The 25,867-nt window shown below is 69.7% G+C and carries 25 protein-coding genes; 10 read left to right on the forward strand and 15 right to left on the reverse strand.

What is annotated here, in order from left to right:
• Positions 1 to 13: 13 nt before the first annotated feature.
• Together JUB13_RS09615 and JUB13_RS09620 are read right to left on the reverse strand one after the other, a co-directional pair.
• Positions 14 to 1,849: a potassium/proton antiporter gene (locus tag JUB13_RS09615; RefSeq protein WP_207478568.1), complete on the reverse strand. Its 1,836-nt coding sequence runs from the start codon at positions 1,847 to 1,849 to the stop codon at positions 14 to 16.
• A gap of 89 nt (positions 1,850 to 1,938) precedes the next feature.
• The gene (locus JUB13_RS09620; RefSeq protein WP_207478569.1) at positions 1,939 to 2,367 is read right to left on the reverse strand and encodes an RT0821/Lpp0805 family surface protein; all 429 of its coding nucleotides are present in this window, start codon (positions 2,365 to 2,367) and stop codon (positions 1,939 to 1,941) included.
• A 143-nt stretch (positions 2,368 to 2,510) separates the two neighbouring features.
• On the opposite strand from JUB13_RS09620, the gene JUB13_RS09625 reads away from it, so the two are divergent.
• Positions 2,511 to 2,768 carry a YMGG-like glycine zipper-containing protein gene (locus JUB13_RS09625; RefSeq protein ID WP_207478570.1) on the forward strand — a complete coding sequence of 86 codons (258 nt, stop codon included), beginning with the start codon at positions 2,511 to 2,513 and terminating at the stop codon, positions 2,766 to 2,768.
• 21 nt (positions 2,769 to 2,789) lie between these two features.
• Here JUB13_RS09625 and JUB13_RS09630 read toward each other — a convergent pair whose 3' ends face one another.
• Positions 2,790 to 3,770: a patatin-like phospholipase family protein gene (locus JUB13_RS09630; protein ID WP_207478571.1), complete on the reverse strand. Its 981-nt coding sequence runs from the start codon at positions 3,768 to 3,770 to the stop codon at positions 2,790 to 2,792.
• A gap of 192 nt (positions 3,771 to 3,962) precedes the next feature.
• Here JUB13_RS09630 and JUB13_RS09635 point away from each other — a divergent pair, with 192 nt between their 5' ends.
• Positions 3,963 to 5,705 (forward strand): ABC transporter ATP-binding protein, encoded by a 1,743-nt coding sequence (locus JUB13_RS09635; protein WP_207478572.1) that lies wholly within the window; start codon positions 3,963 to 3,965, stop codon positions 5,703 to 5,705.
• Between the two features lie 77 nt (positions 5,706 to 5,782).
• Complete coding sequence (locus JUB13_RS09640) at positions 5,783 to 6,565, forward strand: type 1 glutamine amidotransferase (RefSeq protein WP_207478573.1); 783 nt, start codon at positions 5,783 to 5,785, stop codon at positions 6,563 to 6,565.
• 311 nt (positions 6,566 to 6,876) lie between these two features.
• Here the strand turns inward: JUB13_RS09640 and JUB13_RS09645 are convergent, their stop codons facing one another.
• Together JUB13_RS09645 and JUB13_RS09650 are read right to left on the reverse strand one after the other, a co-directional pair.
• Positions 6,877 to 7,182, reverse strand: coding sequence for an ATP-binding protein (locus JUB13_RS09645; protein ID WP_207478574.1), 306 nt, complete (start codon positions 7,180 to 7,182; stop codon positions 6,877 to 6,879).
• Positions 7,176 to 7,745: a histidine kinase dimerization/phosphoacceptor domain -containing protein gene (locus tag JUB13_RS09650; protein ID WP_207478575.1), complete on the reverse strand. Its 570-nt coding sequence runs from the start codon at positions 7,743 to 7,745 to the stop codon at positions 7,176 to 7,178. The genes JUB13_RS09645 and JUB13_RS09650 overlap by 7 nt, the downstream gene beginning before the upstream one ends.
• A gap of 401 nt (positions 7,746 to 8,146) precedes the next feature.
• Here JUB13_RS09650 and JUB13_RS09655 point away from each other — a divergent pair, with 401 nt between their 5' ends.
• Positions 8,147 to 8,851 carry a Crp/Fnr family transcriptional regulator gene (locus JUB13_RS09655; RefSeq protein ID WP_207478576.1) on the forward strand — a complete coding sequence of 235 codons (705 nt, stop codon included), beginning with the start codon at positions 8,147 to 8,149 and terminating at the stop codon, positions 8,849 to 8,851.
• A gap of 590 nt (positions 8,852 to 9,441) precedes the next feature.
• Entirely contained in the window at positions 9,442 to 10,326 is an 885-nt protein-coding gene (locus tag JUB13_RS09660; RefSeq protein WP_207478577.1) for a cyanophycinase, read from the forward strand.
• A 199-nt stretch (positions 10,327 to 10,525) separates the two neighbouring features.
• On the opposite strand, the gene JUB13_RS09665 is transcribed toward JUB13_RS09660, so the two are convergent.
• Positions 10,526 to 10,897: a response regulator gene (locus tag JUB13_RS09665; RefSeq protein WP_207478578.1), complete on the reverse strand. Its 372-nt coding sequence runs from the start codon at positions 10,895 to 10,897 to the stop codon at positions 10,526 to 10,528.
• A 273-nt stretch (positions 10,898 to 11,170) separates the two neighbouring features.
• Here JUB13_RS09665 and JUB13_RS09670 point away from each other — a divergent pair, with 273 nt between their 5' ends.
• Complete coding sequence (locus JUB13_RS09670) at positions 11,171 to 11,536, forward strand: response regulator (protein ID WP_207478579.1); 366 nt, start codon at positions 11,171 to 11,173, stop codon at positions 11,534 to 11,536.
• A 95-nt stretch (positions 11,537 to 11,631) separates the two neighbouring features.
• On the opposite strand, the gene JUB13_RS09675 is transcribed toward JUB13_RS09670, so the two are convergent.
• The 5 genes from JUB13_RS09675 to JUB13_RS09695 are packed head-to-tail and all read right to left on the reverse strand — an operon-like array spanning position 11,632 to position 16,472.
• The gene (locus JUB13_RS09675) at positions 11,632 to 13,236 is read right to left on the reverse strand and encodes an NTP transferase domain-containing protein (RefSeq protein ID WP_207478580.1); all 1,605 of its coding nucleotides are present in this window, start codon (positions 13,234 to 13,236) and stop codon (positions 11,632 to 11,634) included.
• 1 nt (position 13,237) lies between these two features.
• A complete protein-coding gene (locus JUB13_RS09680; RefSeq protein WP_207478581.1) occupies positions 13,238 to 13,954 on the reverse strand; it encodes an XdhC family protein in 717 nt (238 codons plus the stop codon).
• Positions 13,951 to 14,271: an XdhC family protein gene (locus tag JUB13_RS09685; protein WP_207478582.1), complete on the reverse strand. Its 321-nt coding sequence runs from the start codon at positions 14,269 to 14,271 to the stop codon at positions 13,951 to 13,953. Before JUB13_RS09685 ends, JUB13_RS09680 begins: the two co-directional genes overlap by 4 nt.
• Positions 14,268 to 15,509 carry a VWA domain-containing protein gene (locus JUB13_RS09690; protein WP_328702903.1) on the reverse strand — a complete coding sequence of 414 codons (1,242 nt, stop codon included), beginning with the start codon at positions 15,507 to 15,509 and terminating at the stop codon, positions 14,268 to 14,270. Before JUB13_RS09690 ends, JUB13_RS09685 begins: the two co-directional genes overlap by 4 nt.
• Before the next feature lie 30 nt (positions 15,510 to 15,539).
• The gene (locus JUB13_RS09695) at positions 15,540 to 16,472 is read right to left on the reverse strand and encodes an AAA family ATPase (RefSeq protein ID WP_207478583.1); all 933 of its coding nucleotides are present in this window, start codon (positions 16,470 to 16,472) and stop codon (positions 15,540 to 15,542) included.
• Between the two features lie 182 nt (positions 16,473 to 16,654).
• On the opposite strand from JUB13_RS09695, the gene JUB13_RS09700 reads away from it, so the two are divergent.
• Positions 16,655 to 17,422: a sulfite exporter TauE/SafE family protein gene (locus tag JUB13_RS09700; RefSeq protein WP_207478584.1), complete on the forward strand. Its 768-nt coding sequence runs from the start codon at positions 16,655 to 16,657 to the stop codon at positions 17,420 to 17,422.
• Positions 17,423 to 17,498: 76 nt separating this feature from the next.
• Here JUB13_RS09700 and JUB13_RS09705 read toward each other — a convergent pair whose 3' ends face one another.
• From JUB13_RS09705 to JUB13_RS09720, 4 genes are all read right to left on the reverse strand, one after another.
• Positions 17,499 to 18,293: an FAD binding domain-containing protein gene (locus tag JUB13_RS09705; protein ID WP_207478585.1), complete on the reverse strand. Its 795-nt coding sequence runs from the start codon at positions 18,291 to 18,293 to the stop codon at positions 17,499 to 17,501.
• A gap of 13 nt (positions 18,294 to 18,306) precedes the next feature.
• Complete coding sequence (locus tag JUB13_RS09710; RefSeq protein ID WP_207478586.1) at positions 18,307 to 20,700, reverse strand: xanthine dehydrogenase family protein molybdopterin-binding subunit; 2,394 nt, start codon at positions 20,698 to 20,700, stop codon at positions 18,307 to 18,309.
• A 40-nt stretch (positions 20,701 to 20,740) separates the two neighbouring features.
• Positions 20,741 to 21,232 carry a (2Fe-2S)-binding protein gene (locus tag JUB13_RS09715; protein ID WP_207478587.1) on the reverse strand — a complete coding sequence of 164 codons (492 nt, stop codon included), beginning with the start codon at positions 21,230 to 21,232 and terminating at the stop codon, positions 20,741 to 20,743.
• 177 nt (positions 21,233 to 21,409) lie between these two features.
• Complete coding sequence (locus JUB13_RS09720) at positions 21,410 to 22,171, reverse strand: SRPBCC family protein (RefSeq protein ID WP_207478588.1); 762 nt, start codon at positions 22,169 to 22,171, stop codon at positions 21,410 to 21,412.
• A gap of 161 nt (positions 22,172 to 22,332) precedes the next feature.
• Between JUB13_RS09720 and JUB13_RS09725 the strand changes: the two genes are divergently transcribed.
• From JUB13_RS09725 to JUB13_RS09735, 3 genes are all read left to right on the forward strand, one after another.
• Positions 22,333 to 23,271, forward strand: a complete 939-nt coding sequence (locus JUB13_RS09725) for a TAXI family TRAP transporter solute-binding subunit (RefSeq protein WP_207478589.1) — start codon at positions 22,333 to 22,335, stop codon at positions 23,269 to 23,271.
• Positions 23,272 to 23,368: 97 nt separating this feature from the next.
• Positions 23,369 to 25,480, forward strand: a complete 2,112-nt coding sequence (locus tag JUB13_RS09730) for a TRAP transporter permease (RefSeq protein WP_207478590.1) — start codon at positions 23,369 to 23,371, stop codon at positions 25,478 to 25,480.
• Positions 25,477 to 25,863, forward strand: a complete 387-nt coding sequence (locus tag JUB13_RS09735) for a DUF1850 domain-containing protein (protein WP_207478591.1) — start codon at positions 25,477 to 25,479, stop codon at positions 25,861 to 25,863. The genes JUB13_RS09730 and JUB13_RS09735 overlap by 4 nt, the downstream gene beginning before the upstream one ends.
• Positions 25,864 to 25,867 lie beyond the last annotated feature (4 nt).

The raw sequence follows: 25,867 nt of genomic DNA on the forward strand, positions 1-25,867 counted from the left end.
TGGGTTGCGCGTCCTATCTCCGCTCGGCACCCGGGCGCCGCTGGCGCCGCTCCCAGAGGCGGAAGGAGATGCGGCTGCGCAGCGATGCCAAGCTCCGCAGCAGCTCGGCGGGACTGGGCAGCAGCGGCACGTGATGACGGTTGGCCCGTGCCGGCTCCAGGTCCAGGCCGATCGAGGTGACGGCGCCGTTCACGACTTCGCGCGCGATCAGGTCGACTTGGCCGAGATGCAGCCGGTCGCCGATCTCGGGATCGCGGAACTCCTGTCGGAAGAGGTCGGCGAGGTGCCGATCCGCCTGCTTGAGCAGCAGCGGCAGGCCGTAGAGTTCGGCCAGGGTGCCCAGCGTCGTCTCCGGTCGCAGCACCAGGTCGCCGTAGAAGTCCCTGTCGTCCTCGTCGAGATCGCGCGGCTCCGCGAAGAGCCGGTCGAGCAGGGGCACCGTGCGTGGATCCGTGAAGAGGTAGACTCGGTCGCCGGCCTGGAGCTGACGCGCACGCTGGAACGGCACCACCTGTCCGTCGCGGATCACCAGGGATGGGCGCGCCCAGCGCGGAAGCCGCTGGCCGCGGGCGACCGGGCTCTGGTCGAGCACCGCATAGGCGACGAGCTCCTGCTCGATCTCGCCCGGAAGCTCGAGCTGCATCCGGTCGACGGCCCCGCGCCGGCGCGGCACCACGAGGCCGAGCCACCGCGCCACGGGCCCGATGGTCCAGCCCTGCACCAGCAGTGATGCCAGGACGGTGATGAAGGCGACGTTGAACAGCATCTGCCCCTCGGGCAGGCCGTACAGGATGGGAACCAGCGCCAGCAGGATCGAGACCGCGCCCCGCAGGCCGACCCAGGCGACGAAGGTCGCCTCGGGAGCGCTGAAGCGAAAAGGGGCGAGGCACAGCCAGACCGCGACCGGCCGGGCGACCAGGATCAGCAGCACGGCGAGCAGCACGGCCTGCCACGCGACCGCCGGGAAGCCGGAGGGAGTCGCGAGCAGCCCCATGGTCACGAACATCACGATCTGGCCGAGCCAGCTCAGCCCGCTGTGAAAGCGCCGCAGGACCTCGCCTCCCCGCAGGCGCACGTTGCCGGCGATCAGCCCCGCCACATAGATCGCCAGGAAGCCGCTGCCGCCGAGGACGTTGGTCGTCGCGAAGACGAACAGCGCCAGGGCCAGCGAGACGACGGGATAGAGGCCGGGATCTAGGCGCACACGGTTGATCACCAGGATGATCAGGCCGCCACCCACGACGCCGAGGGCGGCTCCACCGCCCATATGCTCGACGAAGCGCAGTCCGATCCCGACCGCATCCCCGGGAAGGTGGCCCACAGCGAGCTCGACCAGCGCGATCGTCATGAAGATCGCCATGGGGTCGTTGCTGCCGGACTCGATCTCCAGCGTCGATCGGACCCGGTCGCGGATCGTGATCCCGCCGACGCGCAGCAGCAGGAAGACGGCCGCCGCGTCCGTCGAGCTCAGCACCGCACCGAGGAGGAGGGCCGGGATCCAGCCGATTCCCAGCAGGTACACGGCGGCGACGCCGATCAGGCCGGTGGTGACGAAGACGCCCAGCGTCGCGAGCGTCAGCGCCGGCGCGGCGGCGAGCCTGTAGCTCGCGAAGGACGTGTCGAAGCCGCTCTCGAACAGGATGAGCGCCAGCGCGACGTTCCCGATCAGGAACGCGGCGCCGGCATCGTTGAACACGATGCCGCCCGGCCCGTCCTCCCCGGCCAGAAGGCCCACCGCCAGGAAGACCAGCAGCAGGGGTGTCCCGAACCGGAGCGAGACCAGGCTCGTGAAGACGCTGATGAGCAGCAGCGCTGCCCCGATCAGGATGAGGGAGCTCGTGACTTCCATGCGTACGTGACCGCCCGGTCCCGACATTACATCGGGAATAGCTGCGGCTGGCGACCGAAAATGCAGCCCTGCCGCGGGGCGTCACGATTTCAGGTCACGAGGCGCCAGCCTCCGCTGGGCTCCCGGCAAGCGGTTCCCTTCAGGGTCTCCGCGCGGCCGTCGGCATAAAGCGTATGCGTGTACTCGCGGCAGAGCTGACCGCTGCTGTTCTCGTATGTCCGGACAGGCTCCACCAGGCCTCGGCGGCCGGTCGCGGGATTCGACCATTCGACCCGGGCATTCTCGGCGGCGGCACGCCGTTCGGCCCGCGCGGCCCGGTCGCCATCCCCGTCTGAAAGCCTGCGCGCCGCCTCGTGGCCCGCCAGCGCCCCGGAGACCGTCGGCGCGGTGGCGGCTCCCGGGCCGGGCACGGGCGCCGCGGGAGCGGAACGCTCGATCAGCGACGGCGGTCCGGCGCAGGCGGACACTACCGCGGCGAGAGCCAGGACGGGCAGAAATGCGGGACGGAGGTTGAACATCGGGTTGGTCCGATCGGATGCTTGCATTCGCAGAGTTGAACGGTCCGGCAGGCATGCACGTTTCCGGTTACCTCCATCGGCTTTCGCAACGCCTCTCCGCATGTGCTGTTGACACCGCGAAACCACTCTCCGTGGAGGATCTGATGCGTATCGCTCCCTTGGCGGCCCTGGCCGTCGTCCTGGTCGGCGCCTCGGCCTGCGAGAACATGAACGAAGAGCAGCGCCGCGCAGCCTATGGCGCGGGCATTGGCGGCGTCGGCGGGGCCGTGGTCGGCAACGTGACCGGAATGGGCACGGGCACCGGCGCTCTGCTCGGCGCGGGTGCCGGCGCTGCGACCGGCGCGCTGACCAACCGTGGCGATGTCCCGGGCGAGAACTGGGTTCGCCGGCGGGTCGACTAATTCGGCGCTGCCCGGGGCGGGCTATCGCCCCGAACCGTTGATCGGGACGGTCGTACGCGGCCGTCCCGATGCTGCGAAGACGCACAGCGCATCCGATATCTCGGTGGCCGAGCGGCGGACGGCGGCCTCGCCCTCGGCAATGGCCTCGGCCGCACGGTCGAACTCCAGCAGCCCGAGATGGCCGATCCTCGGCGCGATCAGCACGTCCGGCGGATCTCCCGCCAGGCGAGAGCGCGTGATGCGGTCCAGAACGATCCCCAGCGACGACACCATGACTCCGAACAGGCTGGGCCCGTCGTAGTCGCGGCTGAAGACCCGGCGCGACAGCGAATCCAGCATGCCCGGCGGCGCTGCCCCGGGTGAATCGTCAAGAAGGCTCAGCAGGTCGAACCCCGCAGCCGTCGGTACGGCGGAGCCGGGCTTGCGGGCCTTCCCCAGGATGTCGGCGTTGAGGTTGATTCCGATCACCAGCTCGGCCCCGAGCGCGCGGCAGGCCGAGACCGGAACCGGGTTCACCAGCGCGCCGTCCACGATCCAGCGGCCGTCCCGCAGCACCGGCGGGAAGATGCCCGGCAGCGAGAAGGAGGCGCGCATCGCGTCGACCAGGGTGCCGTCGCGCAGCCACACCTCGTGGCCGGTGACGAGGTCCGTCGCGATGGCGGCGAAGGGCGCGGGCAGCTCGTGGATGGCCATGTCGCCGAGATGGGCGCGCATCTCCGCGGTCAGGCGGCTGCCTCCGATCAGGCCGCCGCTGCGCCGCAGGCGAAGGTCGAGATAGCCGACGATCTTACGCCGGGTCAGGCCCAGCGCCCAGCTCTCCAGCGCGTCCAGGCGGCCGGCGAGATGAACGCCGCCGACCAGCGCGCCGACGGAGGTACCGGCGACCACATCCGGGCGTATCCCCATGCGCCCGAGTTCCCGGATCACTCCGATATGCGCCCATCCGCGGGCGACGCCGGCGCCGAGCGCCAGACCGATGCGGGGCCGTGAGCCGTTTGCCATGCTGCCTCCGGGCGTCCCTTGCGTTCCAGGATGAAGCATGGATCTCCCCGTTTTAAGGAAGCGCTAAACCATGGCGCTGGCGCGAAAGGCCGATCCGGGGCAGTGTGGGCCCAGCCGACCGAAGAGATTACCCTTCCCGTGTCCAACACTTACGACGCAGAGAACCGCCGGCACGCCGCGAGCTGGCCTCTGATGAAGCGGCTGGCCCGCAACTACCTCCGCCCGCAGATCTGGCGCGTGGTCTCGGCCATGTTCTGGATGGCCGTCGCCGCCGGCACGACGGGCGCGCTCGCGAAGCTGATGGAACCCATCATCGACGAGATCTTCCAGGCGAAGAACCAAGCGATGCTGGTCCCCGTCGCCGCGGGCGTCATGCTCGCCTTCGTATTCCGGGGCATCGCCACATACGCGCACAGCGTCCAGATGAACCATGCCGGCCAAGCCATCGTCGCGGCCATCCAGCGCCAGCTCTACGGACATCTGCTGAAGGCGGACCTCGCCTTCTTCCATGCCAATGCGGCGGGCCAGCTCGTCTCGCGCCTGACCAACGACGTCAACGTGATGCGGTTCGCCGTGGCGGAGGTGCTGACCAGCAGCTTCAAGAGCGCGCTGACCCTCGCCATCCTGGTGGCCGTGATGTTCTACCAGGACTGGCTGCTTGCGCTGATCGCCTTCATGGCATTTCCCGCGGCGGCCGTGTTCGTCGCACGGCTGGGCAAGCGGCTGCGCCGGGTCTCCTACAACACCCAGGCGGAGCTCGGGAACTTCAGCACGATCCTGAACCAGACCTTCCAGGGCGCCCGCCACGTGAAGGCCTACGGGATGGAGGCGTACGAGGAGGCCCGCGCCTCGGGCATCATCGAACGGCTGTTCCGGCTGAACCACAAGGGCTTCCGCGTCTCCGCCATGTCCGCGCCGGTCACGGAGTTCCTGAGCGGCGCGGCGATCGTGACGGTGATCGTCTACGGCGGCCTGCAGGTGATCTCGGGCGACCGCACGGCGGGCGCTCTCTTCTCCTTCATCACGGCTTTCCTTCTGGCCTACGAGCCCATGAAGCGCATGGCGCGGCTGAACGGCCAGCTTCAGGCGGCCTTCGCGGCGGCCGAGCGCGTCTTCGCGATCCTCGATACGGCGCCCGCCGTCGTGGACCGCCCCGGCGCGAGGCCCCTGGCGGTCGCCAGTGCCGACCTGCGGTTCCAGGACGTGCATTTCTCCTACGGGACCGAGAAGGGCGCGCTGCATGGCCTGTCGCTCGAGGTCCCGGCGGGCCGCACCGTCGCCCTGGTGGGCCCGTCCGGAGCCGGGAAATCGACGATCCTGAACCTGATCCCGCGCTTCTACGACGTTGGCCAGGGCTCGGTCTCCATCGGAGGCGTCGACGTCCGCGACGTGACGCTCCGCAGCCTGCGCGCCAACATCGCGCTGGTCAGCCAGGAGGTCGCACTGTTCGACGACACGGTACGCGCCAACATCGCCTATGGCCGCAAAGGCGCAGCCGACGCCGAGATCGAGGAGGCCGCGAAGGCGGCCGCCGCCCACGACTTCATCATGGCGCTGCCCCAGGGCTACGAGACGCGCATCGGCGAGTTCGGCGTGAAGCTCTCGGGCGGCCAGCGCCAGCGGATCGCCATCGCTCGCGCGATGCTTCGGAATGCGCCCATCCTGCTGCTGGACGAGGCCACGTCGGCCCTGGACACCGAATCCGAGCGGCTCGTCCAGGATGCGCTGCGGCGCCTGCAGCGCGGGCGCACAACCCTGGTCATCGCGCACCGCCTCTCGACCATCGTCGATGCCGACCGCATCTATGTGATCGAGGCCGGACGCGTCGGCGAGGCCGGAACCCATGCCGAGCTGCTGCGCCGCGGCGGCACCTATGCGCGGCTCTGGGCCCTGCAGAGCGGCGGCGAGCCCTCGGCCGACCGGCTCGCCGGGTGATGAGGCCGGCGCCCTCCGAGCGGCATCGGCGCGACCTGGGCGCCACTTCAGCGCGGCTTTTTGGATAGAGGATGCGAATGAAGGTCCTAGTGGTTCAGAACAGCCCGCGCGTTCCGGCGGGGCTCGTCGGCGAGGCGATGGCCGAGGCGGGCGCCGAGCTGGTCACGGTGCTGCCCGGCGAGGGCGGGGTCCTGCCAAGCAGCCTCGAAGGCTACGATGGCGCGCTGGTCCTCGGCGGCGCCCAGGACGCCTGGGACGACGAGACCAGCCCGTGGTTGCCCCAGCTCCTGGTGCTGCTGCGCGAGGCGCGCGAGAGGGACGTCCCGGTGCTCGGGATCTGCCTGGGCGCGCAGCTCATCGCCCGCGCCGCCGGAGCGCTGGTCTACCGCCACGACCGCATGGAGGTCGGATTCCGTCCCGTCCGCCTCACCGATGCGGGCAAGCACGATCCGCTGTTCGTGGGTGGGCCCGAGCAGGTGCCCGTGCTGGAATGGCATGTGGACACCTTCGACCTGCCGGACGGCGCGACGCTGCTTGCGACCAGCGCCGATTGCGAGAACCAGGCCTTCCGTCTGGGATCGCTGGTCGGCGTCCAGTTCCATCCCGAGGCCACCGAGCCGATCGTGTCGGTCTGGCGCGAGCGCATGCCCGAAGAGCGCAGGACCCGCTACGCCGACGACGTCGCAGCGCTGCCGGACCAGTGGCGCAGCCATGGCCCCGAAGCCGCGCGCTTCGCCCGGCAACTCGCCCGGCGGTGGGTCCAGCTCGGCGCCCCGGGCCAGGCAGGCGGCGCGGCGGCGGCGCGGCCCGAGCACGGGATGCGCCCGCCCGAGGACGCAGCAGCCGGGCTCGGGGCGTAATCCAGCCCACCTTGTGGACGAAGAAGGCGGGAGCATGCGCGGCTCCCCCCTTTGCTCGCCCGGCATCGCACCAGCGCCGATGCCGGATCGAGGACCATGTCCCAGGGCCCGGGCCGGGCTCTGATCATCGTCCCCGGATAGCGTTCCCTGCGGCAACCCTCGCGCGGTGCCGTTCGAGGCGCTCGGCCGCCCGGACCAGCAGCATGGCCGAACGGGCCCGCCGATCGCGAGATCCGGCCGCGATCTCCGCCGCGCGGAGCTTCAGCCGCGCGGCAAGGTTCCGGATGCCCGAGGGGCCGGCGCCAGGGGCTTCACGCGCTCCTCCGGCACGGGGTGCGTCCGGTACGGCCGCGTGGCAGCACGAGCGTGATGCATGCTCCGCCGCGTCCAGACACCTCGACCGTCGCCCCGAGCTGCTCGGCCATCATGCACACCAGCCGGTGGCCGAGTCCGTCTCCCGACCCGAGCGCAAAGCCGTCCGGCAGCCCATCGCCGTCGTCCGCCACGCTGAGGCGATAGCCGTGCCGTGCCGCCCGGCGTCCCGTCACCCGGACCGTCCCCGGACGTCCGGGCGCGAAGGCGTGCCTGAACGCGTTGGTGACCAGCTCGTTCACCACGAGCGCAAGCGCCTGGGCCCCTTCCGGCCCGAGCTCCAGGGGCTCGACCTCGACCAGGAGCGTCCGCTCCTGCCCGTCGGCGCCAAGGCCCGCGCGAGGGAAGCACAGATGGCTCGAATGTAGGCGGTGACGTCGAGGGCGTCCGTGCGCTGCTCGGCGTGGAGCATACCGTGGACCGCGGCGAGCGCGTCGATCCGCGCACACGAGCGGAGTAGGAATTCGGCCAATGGCTCCAGCCGCTGCTGGGCGGCTTCCATGCGCATGAGCGCGACGATCGCCTGAAAACCGTTCTTGACCCGGTGGTGCACCTCCTGGGTCAGCATCTCCTTGCGGCGGAGCAGCTCGTCCTGGCGCCGAACGGTCGCGGCGAGCTCCGCGGCCTGCTCCTCCGCCGCGCGCAGGGCGTCTGCGGCGTGGGCCAGCGCGTCGCTTGTCCGCTCCAGCTCGGAACGCAGGCCGTGGATCTCGACCATGCCGTCGAGCGTCCCCGACACCCGACCACCGGACACCGCGAGCCTCACTCGCATCAGCTCGGCGCTCATGCGCCCGACGAGGCTCCGCAACTCGAACACCTCCGATCGCAGATCACGGTCTCCACCGTGAAACCTGCCCCGGGGCTCCAAGCCGCCTCCGCCGCTTCATCCATGCGCCGAACTGCATGTCCCATGATCCCGATGTTCTTCGTGACACCTGTATCCGCGATCCCACGGCCGATCCTTACAGGTCTCCGGCTCACCATCAGTACACTTCCATACGGAATTCGAGACCTGGACGAAAAAGCCCGCGAGACGGGAAACCTGCGTTCACGGCAGGATCCACTCGCGGGACATGGCGTCTCCTGATGTAATTTCCTTGTGATGCAACCTGAACCGATCCACATCATCGGTACCGCCCGCAGGTGCCTTCCTGGCGCGGGTGGCTGAGAGAGACTTGCGCTCCCACGGACGAACCGAGGGAGGAGCCAATGCACGCTCCCGACCTGCCGATCCCAAACCTGCTGCTCGCCTCGCTGCCCAGCGAGACCCTGGCTCGCCTGCGCTCCCATTTCGAGCCGTTGGACCTTCCCCTGAGAAAGATCCTGTTCCAGATGGACGATCCCCTGGACCACGTATACTTCTCGGACGGTGGTATGACGTCGCTGCTGATCCCGCTCGAGGACGGTGCGCTCCTCGAAGTGGGCGTGGTCGGCAAGGAGGGGGCAGTCGGTCTGGGGGCGCTGATGGGCGTCGAACGGGCGCAGCACACGGCCATGGTCCAGATTCCCAGCAAGGGAATGCGCGTCCGAGCGGATATCCTGCGCGCGGAGACGCACCGCAGCCCCGACGCCTTGCACCGGCTGCTGCGCTATACGCAGGCGCTGAATGCCCAGGTGTCACAGACGGCGGCGTGCAACGTGCACCATACCCTGCAGGAGCGTCTCGCGCGCTGGCTGCTGATGGCACACGACCGCGCTGAAGGCGACGATCTGCCGCTGACCCAGGAGTTCCTGTCGATGATGCTGGGCGTGCGCCGTGCCGGCGTGACGGTCGCCGTCAACATCCTCGAGCAGACCGGTTCGATCGCGAGCCGGCGGGGCCGGGTCACCGTGCTCGACCGCAGCCGGCTGGAGACGGCCTCGTGCGAGTGCTACGGCATGGTGCAGCAGCAGTTCAAGCGGTTGCTGGGCTGAGTTCCGCGCCTATCCCCTCCTAGGCTGTTGCAATCAGGGCTGTTGCGATCAGGGAGGCGCACCATGCCAGGCGCATCGCCGGAGGACGGGGACGATCTCGACCGGACTCTCCTGAACTACGTGTCGGAGCACGGCAAGCCGAGCCTGGAGGCGCTTTGCGACCAGCTCGGATGCTTTCCGCATTTCCCACGCGAGCGGATCGAATTCACGGTCGAATGGGCTGTGCTCGTGCAGGGCGCTGCCCCGTCGTCGCGGGACGAGGAAAGGCTTCCGGAGGATGTGTCCGAGGATGCTTTGGCGCAGTTGCGCGGGCTTCTCTCGGGCTCGGGGGGGAGCCCTCGGCCGGATCGTCGGAGAAAGGGCGGCCACGCTCTCCGGTGTAGCAGGACCCGGAGACGACGTGATCGCCTCAAGAAGGCCGGAAGCAGGGGCGCCGGGGGCATAAAGCCAGGCGTGGTCCGAGCGGACGGCATATGCCGGAAGCGACCGCGCGATCCCGCTGCTCGGCCCCGGTTGCCGCCTTGTCGTCGTCCCTCGTCCGGTCATGTTGCCGGGCTTATCGGACGAAGCATGGCTCAAGGAGCCGCGCAATGCACGATCTCGCCCGCAATCCGGCCCGCAGCAAGCCGTCAAGAGGGCCGCTCGTCGCAATCGGGGGACATGAGGACAAGGACGGCGAGTGCGTCATCCTCCGGGAGATCGCCCGACGGCTCGACCGCGGTCTGCTGGTTGTCGCGACCGTCGCATCCGAGGATCCTGGGCCGCTCTTCAACGAGTACCGGCGGGTCTTCTCCCGGCTCGGCGTGCACGAGATCGATGAGCTCTACGTCCGCGACCGGGGCGAGGCATATGACGAGGACAAGTCCCGGGCCCTGGACAGGGCGGCGGGCATCTTCCTGACGGGTGGGGACCAGCTCCGGATCAGCAGCCAGATCGGAGATACACCGCTCTTCTCCCGGATCCATGCGATTCACGAAAGGGGCGGGGTCGTCGCCGGAACCTCGGCCGGCGCGGCGGTGATGAGCGGCACCATGCTGATCGGCGGCTCGAACAGCGAGTCCCACCGCATCGGGGATCTCAGCATGGCGCCGGGGCTCGGGCTGATCGGCGACGTGATGATCGACTCGCACTTCGCCGAGCACGGCCGGATCGGCCGTCTGCTGGGGGCGGTCTCGCACAACCCGCGAGTCCTCGGCGTCGGAATCGACGAGGACACGGCGGTCGTCGTTGAGGGCGGCCGGTTCCAGGTCTTCGGCAGCGGAGGCGTCTATGTGATCGACGCGGCCGGCGTCACGCACTCGAACATCGCCGAGGCGGAACCCCAGCGGACTCTGTCGGTCCACGATGTCCGCATGCACGTCCTGGGCTCCGGGGACGTCTTCGACATTTCCGGGCGTCGCCCGGTATTGGAAACCAAGGATGATGTTTCCGGGCGTCGCACGGTCCAGAAAGACAAGGAAAGGACCCCGGCCTAGAACGCGGCAGCTCATCGGCGCCGACGCAGCGGCGCAGGAACTCCCCTTTTGCTTGAGGGATCCGTGCCATGGGCGCAGCGGAACCGGTGACTGCCGGCTGAAGAAGGCCCGACACGACGCTTTCCGTCGTTCCGCGACCTGTGGTGGGATCCGGATTGGGACCTCGGGTGCCGGCATCCCGCAGCGGAGCCGATACCCGTCACCGATCCGCTATTAAGCAGACGGCGGCCGCAATGCGGTCGGTCAACCGTCCAGCCGGCAGGGACTTGTCGAGACACGCGATGGAATCGGCCTGGCGGGCCATGGCCAGGAATTCCTCGTCCACCGATCCCGAGATGAACAGGGCCCGAATGCCCCAGAGACGGAACGCCTCGCGGGCGACGTCGAGGCCGGAACCGCCACCCCTCAGTTGCCTGTCGCAGGTGATGAAGTCGGGACGGCACCGCTCGATCGCCTCCAGGGCGCGACGGGCTGTCGAGGCAATGGCGCAGACCTCGTGCCCGATGTCCTCGAGCGTCAGCTGTAGGCCCGCCGCCACTAGGGGATCGTCCTCGACCACGACAACCCGCATGCGTGCCTCCGCCGGTCTGCATTCCGCATAGTGTGCGGTTCCGTACAATGCGGCGTGCGCAGGCCGAACCCTACGTCTCGGCCGGCCTATTTCCTTCGACAGCGCCCAAAGCGAAGGCTGCCGGTCAGGGCTGCCGCAGCTTGGCCCGAATTCGGCCATCCCTGGCATTCGCGCACCATCGCCATGGGAAAATCGCCTCCGCGCCGGATTCCGGCGAGCCGAAAACCGCCGAGGCTTGTTTGTACGGAACCGCACAATTCGGTGACCTGAGGCATGCGCATCCTGATCGTCGAGGACGAGGCTCTTGTCGCCATGGACCTCGAGGAGATCGTCGAAGGCATGGGCCACAATGTCTGCGGGACTGCCGCTCGGCTCGGCGAAGCGATCCGCATGGCCCAGGAATTCGCCCCGCAACTCGTCCTGATGGACGTCCATCTCGCCAGCGGCGACAGCGGCCTGAAGGCCGGCGAGATGATCTCGAGCGGCCTGGGCATCCCCGTCGTCTTCATCACCGCCAGCGTGGAGGAGGTCGCGTCCGCATGCCCGGCCTTTCCGGTTGCGGGCCTGATCGCCAAGCCCTGCTCCGAACCCCTGCTGCGGCAGGCGATCGCGTCGCTCAAGGGACAGCCGCCACGGTGAGATCCGGACCGCCGGAGGCCGCCATGACACGAACGACGCTATCGTTCGGCCGCGCAGCGCCGGCGTCAAAGTGCAAGACGCCGATGTGAAACAGGTCAGCCGCCGCGCAGCGCGGCCAGCGCCTCCGGCGTGTCGATGTCCAGGAAGATGGCGGGGTCCTCCACAGCGACCTCGCAGACCTGGTCCGCATGGAGGCCGATCAGGTGTCGCGCGCCGACATCGCCGCGAAGGTCCTGGATCTCCGGAAAGAACCGCCGGTCCCAGAGAACAGGGTTGCCGCGACGCCCGCCCGCGGTCGGCACGCAGATCGCGCGCCCCTCCACCGGAGCGTAGGCTGCGATCAACCGCTCGATGATGGAAGAACCCACCTTCGGCATGTCGCCGAGACAGACGAGCGCCGCATCGCAGTCCGCCGGCACGGCCGCGATGCCGGCCTTCAGCGACTCGCTCAGTCCCTCGGCATAGGTCGGGCAGTGGACCGTGCGCACCGGAAGGCCTGATAGCGCGGCCTCGACCGAAGCATGCTGGTGCCCCGTGACGACCGCGACGGTGTCGAGCCGCGCCTCGAGAACACGCTCGACGCTGCGCACCACCATGGGTCGTCCGTCCACGGGGGCCAGCATCTTGTTGGATCCCATCCGCGTCGAGCGGCCGGCGGCCAGGATCACGGCAGCGACGCGCGGTGCCCGCGGCGCGGCCGTCGGACCCTGGGAGCCGCGGGGCAGGGGGCGCGTCGGGATCTCCGCCAGGAGGCCACCCGCGCCCATGCGCATCACGTCCGTCCTGGTCACGGGGATCCCCGCCGCAAGGCGCTGCAGGACCCAGTCGAAGCCGTTGAGCTTCGGGGACCGCGAGCAGCCCGGCAGCCCCAGCACGGGCACGGATCCGATCCGGGCCAGCAGCAGCAGGTTCCCGGGATCGACGGGCATTCCGAAATGTTCGACCGTCCCGCCCGCGCGCTCGATCCCCGTCGGCAGCACGTCGCGCCGGTCCGTGATCGCCGAGGCGCCGGCGACCAGCACCATGTCGTGGCCCGCCGCGACGGCCTCGCCGACCAGCGCCGCGACCGCCTCGGCCTCGTGCGGGCCGCGGCTCTCGCTGTCGAGCTTGCCGCCCAGCGCCTCGATACGGGCGCGGGTCACTCCCACCGTCTTGTCGAGGACCGATTCCTTGGTTCCCGGAAGGCGCGTCTGGACGAGCGCCGCCCGGATCGGGCGGAACGGCGCGACCCGGATCAGGCTGCCCACCGCCTCGGCGGCGGCCACCGCCTCGGCGGGTGCGGCGAAGGGGATCACCTTGATGGTCGCGACAATCTGGCGGGCCTCGACGAGCGTGAAAGGCGGCAGCGTCGCGACCGTCACGGATTCGTCGAGCAGGTTCAGCCGGTCGAGACGCGCGGCATCGACCACGCAGACGCCGCGTTCCGTCGCGAACAGGTTCACCCGTCCGGTGAAGGGCGCGGCGATCTCCAGCCCGCCGCCCGCGATCGCCGCCGCGACGCGCGCGGCCGCCTCGTCCTCGGCCACGTCGCCGGGCTCGATCAGCGCCGCCGTGACGGCGTCCACCCCCTGCTGGCGCAGGGTCTCCAGATCGGCGGCAGAGAGCCGCCGTCCCTTGGAGAAGGCGACGCCGCCGCCCCGGACGGAATGGGCGAGGATGGCGCCCTCGGCATCGCGCAGCGGGATCTCGCCGAACCGCATCTCAGCCTCCGGCTGGCGCCGCGGAGACCTGCCGGCGCAACGCCTGCGTGATCTCGGCGAGGATCGAGACGCCGATCTCGGCGGGCGTCACGGCGCCGATGTCGAGCCCGACCGGCGCATGCAGGCGTGCGATCTCCGCCTCGGTCAGCCCGGCTTCCAGCAGCCGGGCGACACGCTTGGCATGGGTCTTCCGGCTGCCCAGGCTGCCGACGTAGAAGGCGGGCGAGCGCAGCGCGACGAGCAGCGCGGGATCATCCAGCTTGGGGTCGTGGGTGAGGGTGACGACGGCCGTGCGCCGGTCCGGGGCCAACGCGGCCAGCCCCTCGTCGGGCCAGGCGTCCGAGAGTGTCACGTCGGGGAAGCGCTCGTCCGTGGCGAAGGCGCGGCGCGGGTCGATGATGGTCACGGCGTAGCCGGCCAGGGCGGCCATGGGGACCAGCGCCTGCGCGATGTGCACGGCGCCCACCAGCAGCAGGCGCAGCGGCGGGGCGAAGACCTGCACGAAGAGCCGCTGGTCGCCCTCCTCGACGATGCCGCTCCGGTCCTCGACGATCCGCCGCAGGACGGTCTCCTCGTCCTCGGGGAAGAGGGCGAAGCCGCCATGCGTCCCTCCGGCGTGCACGATCGCCTGCAGGCCGGTCTTCAGGTCCGTCACCAGCGCGCAGGGCTGCTTGTCCGCGCGCAGGGCGTTCAGCCGCTCCAGCGTCTCGGCCTTCATTCGAGCGGCTCCACATAGACATCGACCCGCCCTCCGCAGGCCAGTCCGACCTCCCAGGCCATCTCATCAGTGACGCCGAAGGACAGCAGGCGCGGCTCGCCCTCGGCCATCACCTTCATCGCCTCGTGGACCACGGCACCCTCGATGCAGCCGCCGGAGACCGATCCCTGCATGGCGCCGGTCTCGTCCACCAGGAGATGGCTGCCCACCGGCCGCGGCGACGAGCCCCAGGTCGAAATCACGGTGGCGAGCGCCGCCTTGCGGCCGGAGCGGCGCAGCCGCGCGGCCTCGTTCAGGATGTCTGGTTCACCGGTCATGCCACCTCCTCCACCCACCGTCGCAGATTGTCCGGACGGCGCGGCCCCTCGTGGTCGAGCACCCGCGCCAGGTCGGCCAGGCTGTCCAGATTGTGCACGGGGCGGAACTCGTCCACATGCGGCAGGATCGCCCGTATACCTGCGGATTTGGGCTGGAACCCCTCGTAACGCAACAGGGGGTTCAGCCAGACCAGGCGCCGGCAGCTCTTGTGCAGCCGCTCCATCTGGGCTTCCAGACCGGCGCCGGCGTCGCGGTCGAGACCGTCCGTGATCATCAGCACGACCGCGCCCTGGCCGAGAACGCGCCGCGACCAGACCCGGTTGAACTCGGTCAGTGACGTCCCGATGCGGGTGCCGCCGGACCAGTCCTGCACCGCAGCGGAGACCTTCTCCAGCGCGGCGTCCACGTCCTTGAGGCGCAGGTGCCGGGTGATGTTGGTCAGGCGGGTGCCGAAGACGAAGCTGTGCACGCGGTCGCGGTCGTTCGTCACGGCATGCAGGAAGTGCAGGATCATCCGCGAATAGCGGCTCATCGATCCCGAGATGTCGCAGAGCACGACGAGCGGCGGGTGTCGCTCGCGGCGCCGACGCCTGGCGAGGTCGATGACCTGTCCGCCGCTGCGCAGCGTCCGCCGCAGCGTGGCGCGGGGGTCGGCGGTCCTCCCCGTGGGACTCGGCTGGAACCTCCGCGTCGGCACGGTCATCAGCGGCAGGGTCATGCGCCTGATCGCCTGCTTGGCGAGGGCGATCTCGGCCGTGCTCATCTTCTCGAAGTCGCGGGCCTGCAGCAGCTCGCGCTCGGAGAAGGTGAGCGCGGCGTCCACCTGCACCTCCGGCCTCTCCTGGGCCTTGCCCTGCCGGTCGGCATCGGTCCGCGGCATCATGGCCTCGGCCACGCGGCGCGAGAGCTCCGGCCCCTCGCGCTTGAGGTCGGCGCGCAGCGCGGGCAGCAGAAGGCCCATCATGCGCTCGAGAAGCTGCGGATTGCGCCAGAAGACGTGGAAGGCCTGATCGAAGATCTCGCGCTGGTCCCGCCGGTTCACGAAGACGGCGTGAAGGGTCCAGTAGAAGACCCGCCGGTCGTCGAGCCCCGTGGCCTCGACCGCCTCGACGGCCTGCAGGACCTTCCCGGGGCCGACCGGCAGCCCCGCCGCCCGCAGCGTGCGGGCGAAATGCATGATGTTCAGCGCGAGGCGGCCCTGCGCTCCGCGCGCGGTGTCGTCGGCGTCACGCAGCACCCGAGCCCCTCCGCCTGGCCATGCGCGGCGTCATTGCAGGCGCGCCGCAGACAGCTCGGACTTCACCTGGGCCAGGATCCGGTTGGCCTCGCTGCCCTGGATCCGCGCGATGTCGTCCTGGTATTTCAGCAGGGTGCCCAGCGTGTCCTCGACCGTCGCGGGGTCCAGCTCCAGCTTGTCGAGTTGCACGAGCGCCTGCGCCCAGTCCAGCGTCTCCGCGACGCCGGGCAGCTTGAACAGGTCCATGCCGCGCAGGCGCTGCACGAAGCCGACCACCTCGGCCGACAGGCGCTCGGGGGCCTGCGGCACCTTGCGGCGCAGGATCTCGGCCTCGCGCGCGGCATCGGGGTAGTCGACCCAGTGGTAGAAGCAGCGCCGTTTCAACGCGTCGTGGATCTCGCGCGTGCGGTTCGAGGTCAGGATCACCACGGGCGGGCGCGCCGCCTTGATGGTGCCGAGCTCGGGGATCGTGACCTGGAAGTCCGACAGAACCTCCAGCAGATAGGCCTCGAAGGGCTCGTCTGTGCGGTCGAGCTCGTCGATCAGCAGCACCGGCGGGTTGCCCTGGGCATCGGTCTCAAGCGCCTGGAGCAGGGGGCGCCGGATCAGGAACCGCTCATCGAAGATGTCGTGGGCGAGTGCCTCGCGGTCGGCGCCGCCCGCGGCCTCGGCCAAACGGATCTCGATCATCTGGCGGGCGTAGTTCCACTCGTAGACCGCGGCGGCGACGTCCAGACCCTCGTAGCATTGCAGGCGCACCAGGCGGCGCCCCAGCGTCGCCGCGAGCACCTTCGCGACCTCGGTCTTTCCGGTGCCGGCCTCGCCCTCGAGAAAGAGCGGACGGCCCAGCTTCAGGGCCAGGAACAGGGCGGTGGCCAGCGAGCGCTCGGCGACGTAGTCGCCCGCGCGCAGAAGATCGGCCGTGGATTCGACGGATTCCGGAAGCGGCTTTGAGTCGGTCATGGTCTTCCCGGGCGTTTTGCTGGCATCGCATCAGGAATCCAGTCCCGGGACAAGTGCGCGCTCGGGCAGCCCAGCGATGCGATCCGGCCGCGCCGAGCCCGCCGAAATCCGTAGTGCCCGGGCACAGGGGCTTCGGCTAAAAGGGTCGCGTCGCACAACCTGCCGCCGATGCGAGGATGTCCATGGACCCGTGGAATGCGTTGCTCCTGTTCGTTGCCGCCGTGGCGGCGGGGGCGCTGAACGCGGTCGCGGGGGGCGGCACCTTCTTCACCTTCTCGGCCCTTGTGGCGACCGGCATGCCCGCCGTCGCCGCGAATGCTACCAGCACTGCCGCGCTCTGGCCGGGCAGCATCGCCGGGCTTGCGGCCTACCGGCACGAGGCGCGCAGCCACTGGCAGCGCTTCGTCGTTCTGGGGCTGGTCAGCCTGGTGGGCGGAGCACTGGGCGCGTGGGCCCTGCTGGTCATCCAGGAAACTACCTTCGAGGCGATGGTCCCCTGGCTCCTGCTCGGTGCCACGGTGCTTTTCGGTTTCGGCCCGCAGATCCGGAAGATCGTGCGCCGCGTGGGCGAGCTGGGCACCGGCGCGGCCGGGCGGGTCGGCCCGGCCCTTGGCCTCGCCTTCCAGTTTCTCGTCGCGATCTACGGCGGATTCTTCGGCGCCGGCCTCGGCATCCTGATGCTGGCGGCCCTGACCCTCACGGAGAAGGGCGACTTCCACGTCGCGAACGCGGCGAAGACCCTGCTCGCCGTCCTGATCAACGGCGTGGCAGTGGCGCTCTTCGTGTTCGGCGGTCTCGTCCACGTGCCCGAGGCGATCGTGATGCTGGTGGGCGCCGTTGCCGGCGGCTACGGCGGCGTCGCCGCGGCCCGCCGCGTACCCGAGCCGATCCTGCGCGGCGTCGTGGTCACGATCGGCATCACGCTCTCGCTCTACTTCTTCTTCCGCTGAGCGCCGCAGGCAGGAGCTGGCCCAGCTAAGGCCTCCCCGCCATTTCGCGGGGAGGCCGGCCGGTGGGCAGATGCCCTCAGGGGATCTGCGCGACCGCCCTCTTGGCCATGACCTTGACCAGGTTGGCCCGGTACTCCGCGCTGGCGTGGATGTCGCTGTTCAGCCCGTCGGCATCGACCTGCAGGGCATCCAGCGCGGCGGGGCTCCAGTTGCCGGCCAGGGCGACTTCGGCATCGGTCCAGCGGAACACGCTGGGCCCGGCGCCGGTCACCGCGACACGCACCTCGCCGCCGCGCTGCGCGACCATGACGCCGACGACGGCGTAGCGGCTGGCGGGGTTCGGGAACTTGGCATAGGCCGCGCGGTCGGGCCGCGGGAAGTGAACCTCCCGCACGAGCTCTCCGGGCTCCAGCGCAGTCTCGAACATGCCCGTGAAGAAGTCCTCCGCCGGGATCTCGCGCGCCGTGGTCCGAACCACGGCGCCGAAGCCCACCAGCGCCGCAGGATAGTCCGCCGCGGGATCGTTGTTGCTGATGGAGCCGCCGAGCGTGCCGCGGTTGCGCACCTGGCGGTCGCCGATCCCCTCGGCCAGATCGGCCAGCGCCGGGATCAGCCGCCGCACGGTCTGGTCATGGGCCACGGCGCCGTGGGTCGTCATGGCCCCGATCGTGATCCCGCCCGCCTCCTCGCGGATCCCCTTGAGCTCGGCGATGCCGCCGAGATCGACCAGGTCCGAGGGCTGAGCCAGTCGCTGCTTCAGCGTGGGCAGCAGCGTATGGCCGCCAGCCAGCGGCCGGGCCTCCTCGTTCCCGGTTAGCAGCGCGCTGGCCTCGGCGAGGCTGGCCGGGCGGTGATAGGCGAATTCGTACATGGTCTTGCTCCCCTCACTCGGCGGCGACGGCGGCGGGCCGCCGGGCGTTGATGGCGCGCCAGACGCGCTCGGGCGTCGCAGGCATGTCCAGATGGGTGACGCCGAGATCGGCCAGGGCATCGACCACGGCGTTCATCACCGCGGCGGCGCCGCCGATCGTGCCGGCCTCTCCGCACCCCTTCACCCCCAGCGGGTTGTGGGTGCACGGCGCCTCCTCGTGGTAGGCGACCGTGAAGGACGGCACGTCGTCGGCCCGCGGCATGCAGTAGTCCATGTAGGAGCCCGACAGGAGCTGGCCGCTGTCGGGATCGTAGACCGCATGCTCCAGCAGGGCCTGGCCGATGCCCTGGACCAGGCCGCCATGAACCTGGCCCTCGACGATCATCGGATTGATCACCCTGCCGAAATCGTCGGCCGCCACGAAGTTCACGATCCGCACGACGCCCGTCTCGGGGTCGATCTCGACCTCGCAGATCTGCGTGCCGTTGGGATAGGTGAAGTTCTTGGGGTCGTAGAAGGCCTGCTCGTCCAGCCCCGGCTCGAGCTCTTCCAGCGGGAAGTTGTGCGGCACGTAGGCGGAAAGCGCGATGTCGCCGATCCCCAGCGACTTGTCCGTGCCCGCGACCGTGAAGCGGCCGTCGCGGAACTCGACGTCCGTCTCGGCCGCCTCGAGCATGTGGGCCGCGATCTTCCGGGCCTTGTTCACGACCTTGTCGACGGCCTTCACGATCGCCGATCCGCCCACCGCGAGCGAGCGCGAGCCGTAGGTTCCCATGCCGAACGGGATCTTGGACGTGTCGCCGTGCACGATTTCCACGTTCTCGATGGGGATCCCGAACTTGTCGGCGACGATCTGGGCGAAGGTCGTCTCGTGACCCTGGCCATGGCTGTGGGAGCCCGTGAAGACCGTAACCGATCCGGTGGGATGGAACCGGACCTCGGCCGATTCATAGAGCCCCGCCCGGGCGCCGAGGGCGCCCGCGACGTTCGACGGCGCGATCCCGCAGGCCTCGATGTAGCTGGCGAAGCCAATGCCGCGGAGCTTTCCGCGCCGGGCCGCCTCGGCCTTGCGGGCCGGGAAGCCGGCATAGTCCGCGAGCTTCAGCGCCATGTCCATGCAGCGCGCGAAGTCGCCGGTGTCGTAGGTCAGCGCGACCGGCGTGTTGTAGGGCATTGCGGAGGGCGGAATGAAGTTCCGCCGCCGGATCTCGACCTTGTCGACGCCCGTCTCCCGCGCGGCGTTCTCGACCAGCCGCTCGATCAGGTAGCAGGCCTCGGGACGGCCGGCGCCGCGGTAGGCATCCACCGGGACCGTGTTGGTGAAGACCGCCTTCACCTCGGCGTAGATCGCAGGGGTCTTGTACTGGCCCGCCAGCAGCGTCGCGTAGAGATAGGTCGGGATCGAAGGCGCGAAGGTCGAGAGATAGGCGCCGAGATTGGCGGTCGTGTGCACCCGCAGCGCCAGGAAGTTGGCGTTCTCGTCCAGTGCCAGCTCGCAGGTCGTCAGGTGGTCGCGGCCGTGCGCATCGGAGAGGAATGCCTCGGAGCGGTCGGCGGTCCACTTGATCGGCCGGGTCACCTTGCGCGAGGCCCAGGTGACGATCGCCTCCTCGGCATAGTGGTAGATCTTCGCGCCGAAGCCGCCGCCGACGTCGGGCGCGATGACGCGCAGCTTGTGCTCAGGAATGCCCAGCACGAAGGCGCCCATCAGCAGGCGGATCACGTGCGGGTTCTGGGACGAGGTCCAGAGCGTGTACTCGCCCGTGCTGCGGTCGAACTCGCCGATATAGGAGCGGGGCTCCATGGGGTTCGGAACCAGCCGCGTATTCACGAGGTCGATCCGCGTGACGTGCTTTGCGCGGGCGAAGGCTGCGTCCACGGCGGCGGCGTCGCCGATGTGCCAGTCGTAGCAGACATTGCCGGGCGCCTCGGCATGGATCTGCGGCGCGCCCGCCGCAAGGGCGCGATCCGAGGTCACCGCCGCGGGCAGCTCCTCGTAGTCGACCTCGATCAGCTCGGCCGCGTCCCTCGCCTGGCCGAGGCTGTCGGCGATCACGACGGCGACCTGGTCGCCGACGTAGCGCACGATGTCGACCGCGAGGGGAGGGTGCGGTGGCTCGGCCATGGGCGAGCCGTCCTTGGAATGGATCTGCCAGCCGCAGGGCAGGCCCTTGACCCCGTCGGCGGCCATGTCGCGGCCGGTGAAGACGGCGACGACGCCCGGCGCCGCCTGGGCTGCCGAGACGTCGATCTCGCGGATCCGGGCATGTGCGTGCGGGCTTCGCAGGACGTAGGCGTAGGTCTGATTGGCCCTGTTGATGTCGTCGGTGTAGTTGCCCTGGCCGGTCAGGAAGCGGATGTCCTCGCGGCGCCGGACGGGGGCGCCGATCCCAGTGGGGTTCGCCATGACGTTTCTCCCGGGAGCATCGTTCTGGTTCTTGTCGGGCTCACTCGGCTGCGGCCGGGCGCTGTCCCTGCATGGCCTCGGCGCCGGCGAGGACCGCCTTGACGATGTTGTGATAGCCCGTGCACCGGCACAGGTTGCCTTCCAGCCCCTCGCGCACCTGCGCTTCGGTCAGGCCGGCATTGTCCCGGGCCAGCTCGACCGCCGACATCACCATGCCCGGCGTACAGAAGCCGCATTGCAGGCCGTGGTGCTCGCGGAAGGCCGCCTGCATGGGGTGCAGTGTGCCGTCCGCTGCGGCCAGGCCCTCGATGGTGGTGACCTCGCAGCCCTGGGCCTGGACGGCCAGTATCGTGCAGCTCTTCACCGAGCGGCCGTCCACATGCACCACGCAGGCGCCGCACTGGCTGGTGTCGCAGCCCACATGCGTCCCCGTCAGGCGCAGCTGGTCGCGCAGGAACTGGACGAGGAGCGTCCGCCCCTCGACCTCGCCGGTCGCCGGACGTCCGTTGACCGTCATGGATACGGTGGGCATCAGGATCCTCCCTCATCGGCCCGTTGCTGCCGATCGCCTCGCCGCGACGGGCCTTCTTCGGGCCCGCATCGCACGACCGGCATTCACCATTTGTAAAGGCTAAGGGCGGCGCAAGCCCACGGTCAAGCGACGAGGCGGATAGGATCCGCCCCGGTGGCGCTCACGAGGAAGGTGGGCTCACAGGAACGCAATCAGTAGGATCGCCACCAGCACGATCAGGGCCGGAACCCAGATCTTCGGCGAGAGGCCAGGGGCCGGCTCGGCCAGGCGTCCGGGCGGCTCCATGCCGCCGACGACCGTGGGTGCCGCGACGGCGGCCAGGGCAGAAGCCTCGCCCATCTCGCCGACGCTCTCCTCGGTCCTGTGGGGCGTGCTGCCGAAGCTCTCGCGCGCGGCGGCCGGCTCGGGCGGCACCTGCGCCGGCGCGGCGGAGGACGCAACGGCAGCAGGGGCAATAGGGGTGGCAGGGACGGGCTCGCCGGCTAGCACCGGAGCCGGCCCGGAGAGCCGCTCGGCGAAGCAGGAGAAGAAGTCGTCGGCCATCTTGCGGGCGGCCGAATCGACCAGGCGCGATCCGATCTGGGCGAGCTTGCCGCCGACGCTGGCATGCGCCTCGTAGGTCAGCACCGTCGCGTCCGGCCCATCCTCGGCGAGGCGCACCGTCGCGCCGCCCTTGCCGAAACCCGCGACGCCGCCGCTGCCTTCGCCGGTGATCACGTACCCGGCGGGCGGATCGATGTCGGACAGGGTCACCTTGCCGGAGAACTTGGCCTTCACGGGCCCGACCTTCGCCACGACCCTGGCCGTGAACTCGGTGTCGGAGACCTTCACCACCTCCTCGCAGCCAGCGATGCAGGCACGCAGCGTCTCGGGGTCGTTCAGGGCTTCCCAGACGCGGGCCCGCGGGGCAGGGATTCGGTACTCGCCTGTCATGTCCATGGTCGGTCCTCCCGTCGTCGAGGCTAGGATCTCGTCCCGCGGAGGGCAAGGCCGCGCGGCGCCGCGGTCGCCGTACAACGCCTTGGCAGTCTCCGTTTCCTTCGGCTAGGGTGCCGAACAGTGCGTGCGCCCAAAAGGGTCACGGGACCAGGGAGGAACCCATGAAGAAGATCATCGCGGCGACGGCGCTTGCGCTGCTCGCCGCCACTCCGGCCAAGGCCGACGCCTTCATCAACATCCTCACGGGGGGCACCAGCGGCGTCTACTATCCGCTGGGCGTCGCGATCGAGGGCGTCTTCAAGAAGTCCATCCCCGGCGCCAAGGTCTCGGTCCAGGCGACGAAGGCCTCGGCCGAGAACCTGAACCTCGTCCAGCAGGGCAAGGGCGAGCTGGCCTTCACCCAGACCGACACCGTCGCCCAGGCCGTGCGCGGCGACAACGAGGCGGGCTTCCCCAAGCCGCTGGACAAGATCCGCCACATCGCGACGATCTACCCGAACTACATCCAGATCGTGGCGTCCAAGGAGTCCGGCATCAAGTCGCTGGCCGACCTCAAGGGCAAGCGCGTGTCCGTCGGCGCGCCGAAGTCCGGCACCGAGCTGAACGCCCGCGCGATCCTTAAGGCGGCGGGAATCACCTACCAGGATCTCGGCAAGGTCGAGTATCTGCCCTTCGGCGAGTCGGTGGATCTCATGAAGAACCGCCAGCTCGACGCCACGCTGCAGTCCGCGGGCCTCGGCGTCGCCTCCATCAAGGATCTCGCCACCGCGCTCGAGATCACCGTCGTTCCGGTCTCGGCCGAGGTCGTCCAGGCAACGGGCGATCCCAGCTACGTGAACCTGACCATTCCCGCGGGCACCTATGGCGGCATGACCTCCGACGTGGTGACGGCGGCCACCGGCAATGCGCTGGTGACGTCCTCCGCCGTCGACGACGAGACCGCCTACCAGATGACGAAGGCCGTCTGGGAGAACCTCGACGCGCTCGTCAACGCCCACGCGACGGCCAAGCAGATCAAGCTCGACGCGAGCGTGATCAAGTCGGCGGCGCCGCTGCATCCCGGCGCGGCCCGCTACTACAAGGAAAAGGGCCTGATGTAAGGGCCAGGGCCCGACACGGGTCCGGGCGCGCGCCGGCGGGGCAACTCCCCGCCGGCGCGCGATCTGCTGCAATTCCTCGGTCGGCGGAACCAAGACCATGAGCGACGAAACCCATACCCTGACCGAGGCCGAGAAGGCCGAGATCCAGCGCGCCCTCGATCGCGAGAACCCCGCGACGGCGCACCGGCTGCTGCCCCCGGGCACGCAGCGCCTGATCTTCGTGATCGCCATCCTGTTCTCGGTGTTCCAGCTCTACACCGCGACCTTCAACCCGGTCTCCTCCATGGTCGTCAGGACGGTCCATGTGGGCTTCCTGCTGACCCTCACCTACCTGCTGTTCGGCTGGAGCCAGACCCGCGAGCGCAACAGCGTGCCGTGGTACGACTGGATCCTCGCCGCCGCCTCGGCGGTGACGGGCCTCTACTACTGGTATTTCGAGTACGACCTGATCCTGCGCGCGGGCGACCCGACCACGGCCGACCTCGTGGTGGGCGTTGTGATCACCGCGCTGGTCTTCGAGGCGGCGCGGCGGATCATGGGGCTGTTCCTGCCCGTCCTCTGCATCCTCTTCGTGCCCTACGCCTATTTCGGCCGCTCGCTGCCGGGCCTTTTGCAGCACCGCGGCTACGACATCGAGCAGATCGTCGACACGCTGGCCTTCAGCACCGAGGGGATCTACGGGACGCCCGTCTTCGTCTCGGCCACCTTCATCGTGCTGTTCATCCTGTTCGGCTCGTTCCTGGAGCGCGCCGGGATGATCCAGCTGTTCAACGACGTCTCCATCGGCCTGTTCGGCCGCGCGAAGGGCGGGCCTGCCAAGGTCGCGGTCGTGTCCTCCGGCTTCATGGGGATGATCAACGGCTCCGGCATCGCCAATGTCCTGACGGTGGGGCAGTTCACGATCCCGCTGATGAAGCGGTTCGGCTACCGGCCGGCCTTCGCCGGGGCGGTGGAGGCGACGGCCAGCATGGGCGGGCAGCTGATGCCGCCGGTCATGGGGGCGGCTGCCTTCATCATGGCCGAGACCATCGGCGTGCCCTACCGCGACATCGCGATCGCGGCGGCCATTCCTGCCTTCCTCTATTTCGCCTCGGCCTTCTGGATGGTCCACCTGGAGGCCGGCAAGTACAACTTGCGCGGCCTGCCCGACAGCGAGATCCCGCGCATCATCCCCGCCATCCGGGACAAGTGGTTTCTGTTCATCCCGCTGATCGCGCTGGTCTACATGCTGTTCCACGGCTTCACGCCGCTCTTCGCGGGCGTGATCGGAATCGCTAGCACCATCGTCCTGATCCTGGGATCCCAGGTCGCGGGATCGCTGCCGGCCCTGGCACTGCGCGTGGTCTTCTGGCTGGTGCTCGGCTTCGCCGCGGCGGGGCTGTGGCGAGCGGGCCTGCGAACGGAGCACATGGCGGCGGCGCTGGTGGGCGTGCTGGTGATCCCCTGCCTTCTGCTGCGCGGCGGCAGGGAAACGCTGTGGCTGCTGGTGCAGAGCCTTGCGGACGGCGCACGCAACGCCGTCGGTGTCGGCATGGCCTGCGCGCTGGTCGGCATCCTGATCGGGATCCTGAGCCTGACAGGCCTCGCATCCAGCCTCGCCGGCCTGATCGTCGACCTGTCGGGCGGCAACCTGCTGGCCGCCCTGGCGCTGACCATGGTGGCCTGCATCGTGCTCGGCACCGGGCTTCCGACAACGGCCAACTACATCGTGACGGCCGCGATCGCCGCCCCGGCGCTGCTGCAGATGGGCGTGCCGCTGATCGTCAGCCACATGTTCGTCTTCTACTTCGGCATCATGGCCGACCTGACGCCGCCGGTGGCCCTCGCGGCTCTGGCGGCGTCCTCGATCGCGCGGGCCGGGCACATGGAGATCGGCTGGATCGCCACCCGGATCGCCATTGCGGGCTACGTGGTGCCGTTCATGGCGGTCTACGACCCGTCCCTGATGCTGCAGGGTGGCGACCTGATGGCGACCGGCTACGTCTTCGCCAAGGCGGTGATCGGCATCATGCTGTGGGGTGGCGCAGCCGTGGGCTTCTTCATGACGCCGCTCGGCTGGATCGAGCGGATCGTCGCGACGGCCGCGGCGTTTCTCCTGGTTCTGGCGCTGCCGATCACCGACGAGATCGGTCTTGCGCTGAGCGCGGCCTTCATTGCCTGGCAGTGGTGGCGGGCGCGCCAGACGACGCCGCGCAGCGCGGCGGCGTGAGCCTTCTGTGCGTGGTGGCGGGCGGCGCCGTGGCGGCGCGGCTCGCCCTCGAGGCCGGGAGCTTCACCCTGAGCTGGACCCACAGCATCGAGAAGACCGCCTGGTGGGAGCGCTGGGTGGTCGAGGACGCGGGCCTTCGTCCCGTCGAGGCGCGAATCACGGGGTCCGGCCCAGGCATGGACCCCCCCGAGGGCGGACGCTGGGAGGGTGGGTTCTGGACCTACCGCCCATCGGTTCCGCCGCAGCCATCAGTAACGCTTGCCAACTCGTCCAACACGGCCGACTACACGCTGTGCGCCAGGGACGGGTGCGGCCCGCTCGCGCGCGTGGCCGGCGGGCTCGACCGCCCGGTCACGCTGCTGCCCTGCGCACCGCCGTCCTGAGGCT

The sequence above is a fragment of the Arenibaculum pallidiluteum genome (assembly GCF_017355985.1).
Classification (GTDB): Bacteria; Pseudomonadota; Alphaproteobacteria; order Azospirillales; family Azospirillaceae; genus Arenibaculum; species Arenibaculum pallidiluteum.

What these genes read in the sequence shown, in the direction of transcription:
- JUB13_RS09615 (WP_207478568.1), bottom strand. Translation starts at nt 1,849, where the DNA reads ATGGAAGTCACGAGCTCCCTCATCCTGATCGGGGCAGCGCTGCTGCTC.
- JUB13_RS09620 (WP_207478569.1), bottom strand. Translation starts at nt 2,367, where the DNA reads ATGTTCAACCTCCGTCCCGCATTTCTGCCCGTCCTGGCTCTCGCCGCG.
- JUB13_RS09625 (WP_207478570.1), top strand. Translation starts at nt 2,511, where the DNA reads ATGCGTATCGCTCCCTTGGCGGCCCTGGCCGTCGTCCTGGTCGGCGCC.
- JUB13_RS09630 (WP_207478571.1), bottom strand. Translation starts at nt 3,770, where the DNA reads ATGGCAAACGGCTCACGGCCCCGCATCGGTCTGGCGCTCGGCGCCGGC.
- JUB13_RS09635 (WP_207478572.1), top strand. Translation starts at nt 3,963, where the DNA reads ATGAAGCGGCTGGCCCGCAACTACCTCCGCCCGCAGATCTGGCGCGTG.
- JUB13_RS09640 (WP_207478573.1), top strand. Translation starts at nt 5,783, where the DNA reads ATGAAGGTCCTAGTGGTTCAGAACAGCCCGCGCGTTCCGGCGGGGCTC.
- JUB13_RS09655 (WP_207478576.1), top strand. Translation starts at nt 8,147, where the DNA reads ATGCACGCTCCCGACCTGCCGATCCCAAACCTGCTGCTCGCCTCGCTG.
- JUB13_RS09660 (WP_207478577.1), top strand. Translation starts at nt 9,442, where the DNA reads ATGCACGATCTCGCCCGCAATCCGGCCCGCAGCAAGCCGTCAAGAGGG.
- JUB13_RS09665 (WP_207478578.1), bottom strand. Translation starts at nt 10,897, where the DNA reads ATGCGGGTTGTCGTGGTCGAGGACGATCCCCTAGTGGCGGCGGGCCTA.
- JUB13_RS09670 (WP_207478579.1), top strand. Translation starts at nt 11,171, where the DNA reads ATGCGCATCCTGATCGTCGAGGACGAGGCTCTTGTCGCCATGGACCTC.
- JUB13_RS09675 (WP_207478580.1), bottom strand. Translation starts at nt 13,236, where the DNA reads ATGCGGTTCGGCGAGATCCCGCTGCGCGATGCCGAGGGCGCCATCCTC.
- JUB13_RS09680 (WP_207478581.1), bottom strand. Translation starts at nt 13,954, where the DNA reads ATGAAGGCCGAGACGCTGGAGCGGCTGAACGCCCTGCGCGCGGACAAG.
- JUB13_RS09685 (WP_207478582.1), bottom strand. Translation starts at nt 14,271, where the DNA reads ATGACCGGTGAACCAGACATCCTGAACGAGGCCGCGCGGCTGCGCCGC.
- JUB13_RS09695 (WP_207478583.1), bottom strand. Translation starts at nt 16,472, where the DNA reads ATGACCGACTCAAAGCCGCTTCCGGAATCCGTCGAATCCACGGCCGAT.
- JUB13_RS09700 (WP_207478584.1), top strand. Translation starts at nt 16,655, where the DNA reads ATGGACCCGTGGAATGCGTTGCTCCTGTTCGTTGCCGCCGTGGCGGCG.
- JUB13_RS09705 (WP_207478585.1), bottom strand. Translation starts at nt 18,293, where the DNA reads ATGTACGAATTCGCCTATCACCGCCCGGCCAGCCTCGCCGAGGCCAGC.
- JUB13_RS09710 (WP_207478586.1), bottom strand. Translation starts at nt 20,700, where the DNA reads ATGGCGAACCCCACTGGGATCGGCGCCCCCGTCCGGCGCCGCGAGGAC.
- JUB13_RS09715 (WP_207478587.1), bottom strand. Translation starts at nt 21,232, where the DNA reads ATGCCCACCGTATCCATGACGGTCAACGGACGTCCGGCGACCGGCGAG.
- JUB13_RS09720 (WP_207478588.1), bottom strand. Translation starts at nt 22,171, where the DNA reads ATGGACATGACAGGCGAGTACCGAATCCCTGCCCCGCGGGCCCGCGTC.
- JUB13_RS09725 (WP_207478589.1), top strand. Translation starts at nt 22,333, where the DNA reads ATGAAGAAGATCATCGCGGCGACGGCGCTTGCGCTGCTCGCCGCCACT.
- JUB13_RS09730 (WP_207478590.1), top strand. Translation starts at nt 23,369, where the DNA reads ATGAGCGACGAAACCCATACCCTGACCGAGGCCGAGAAGGCCGAGATC.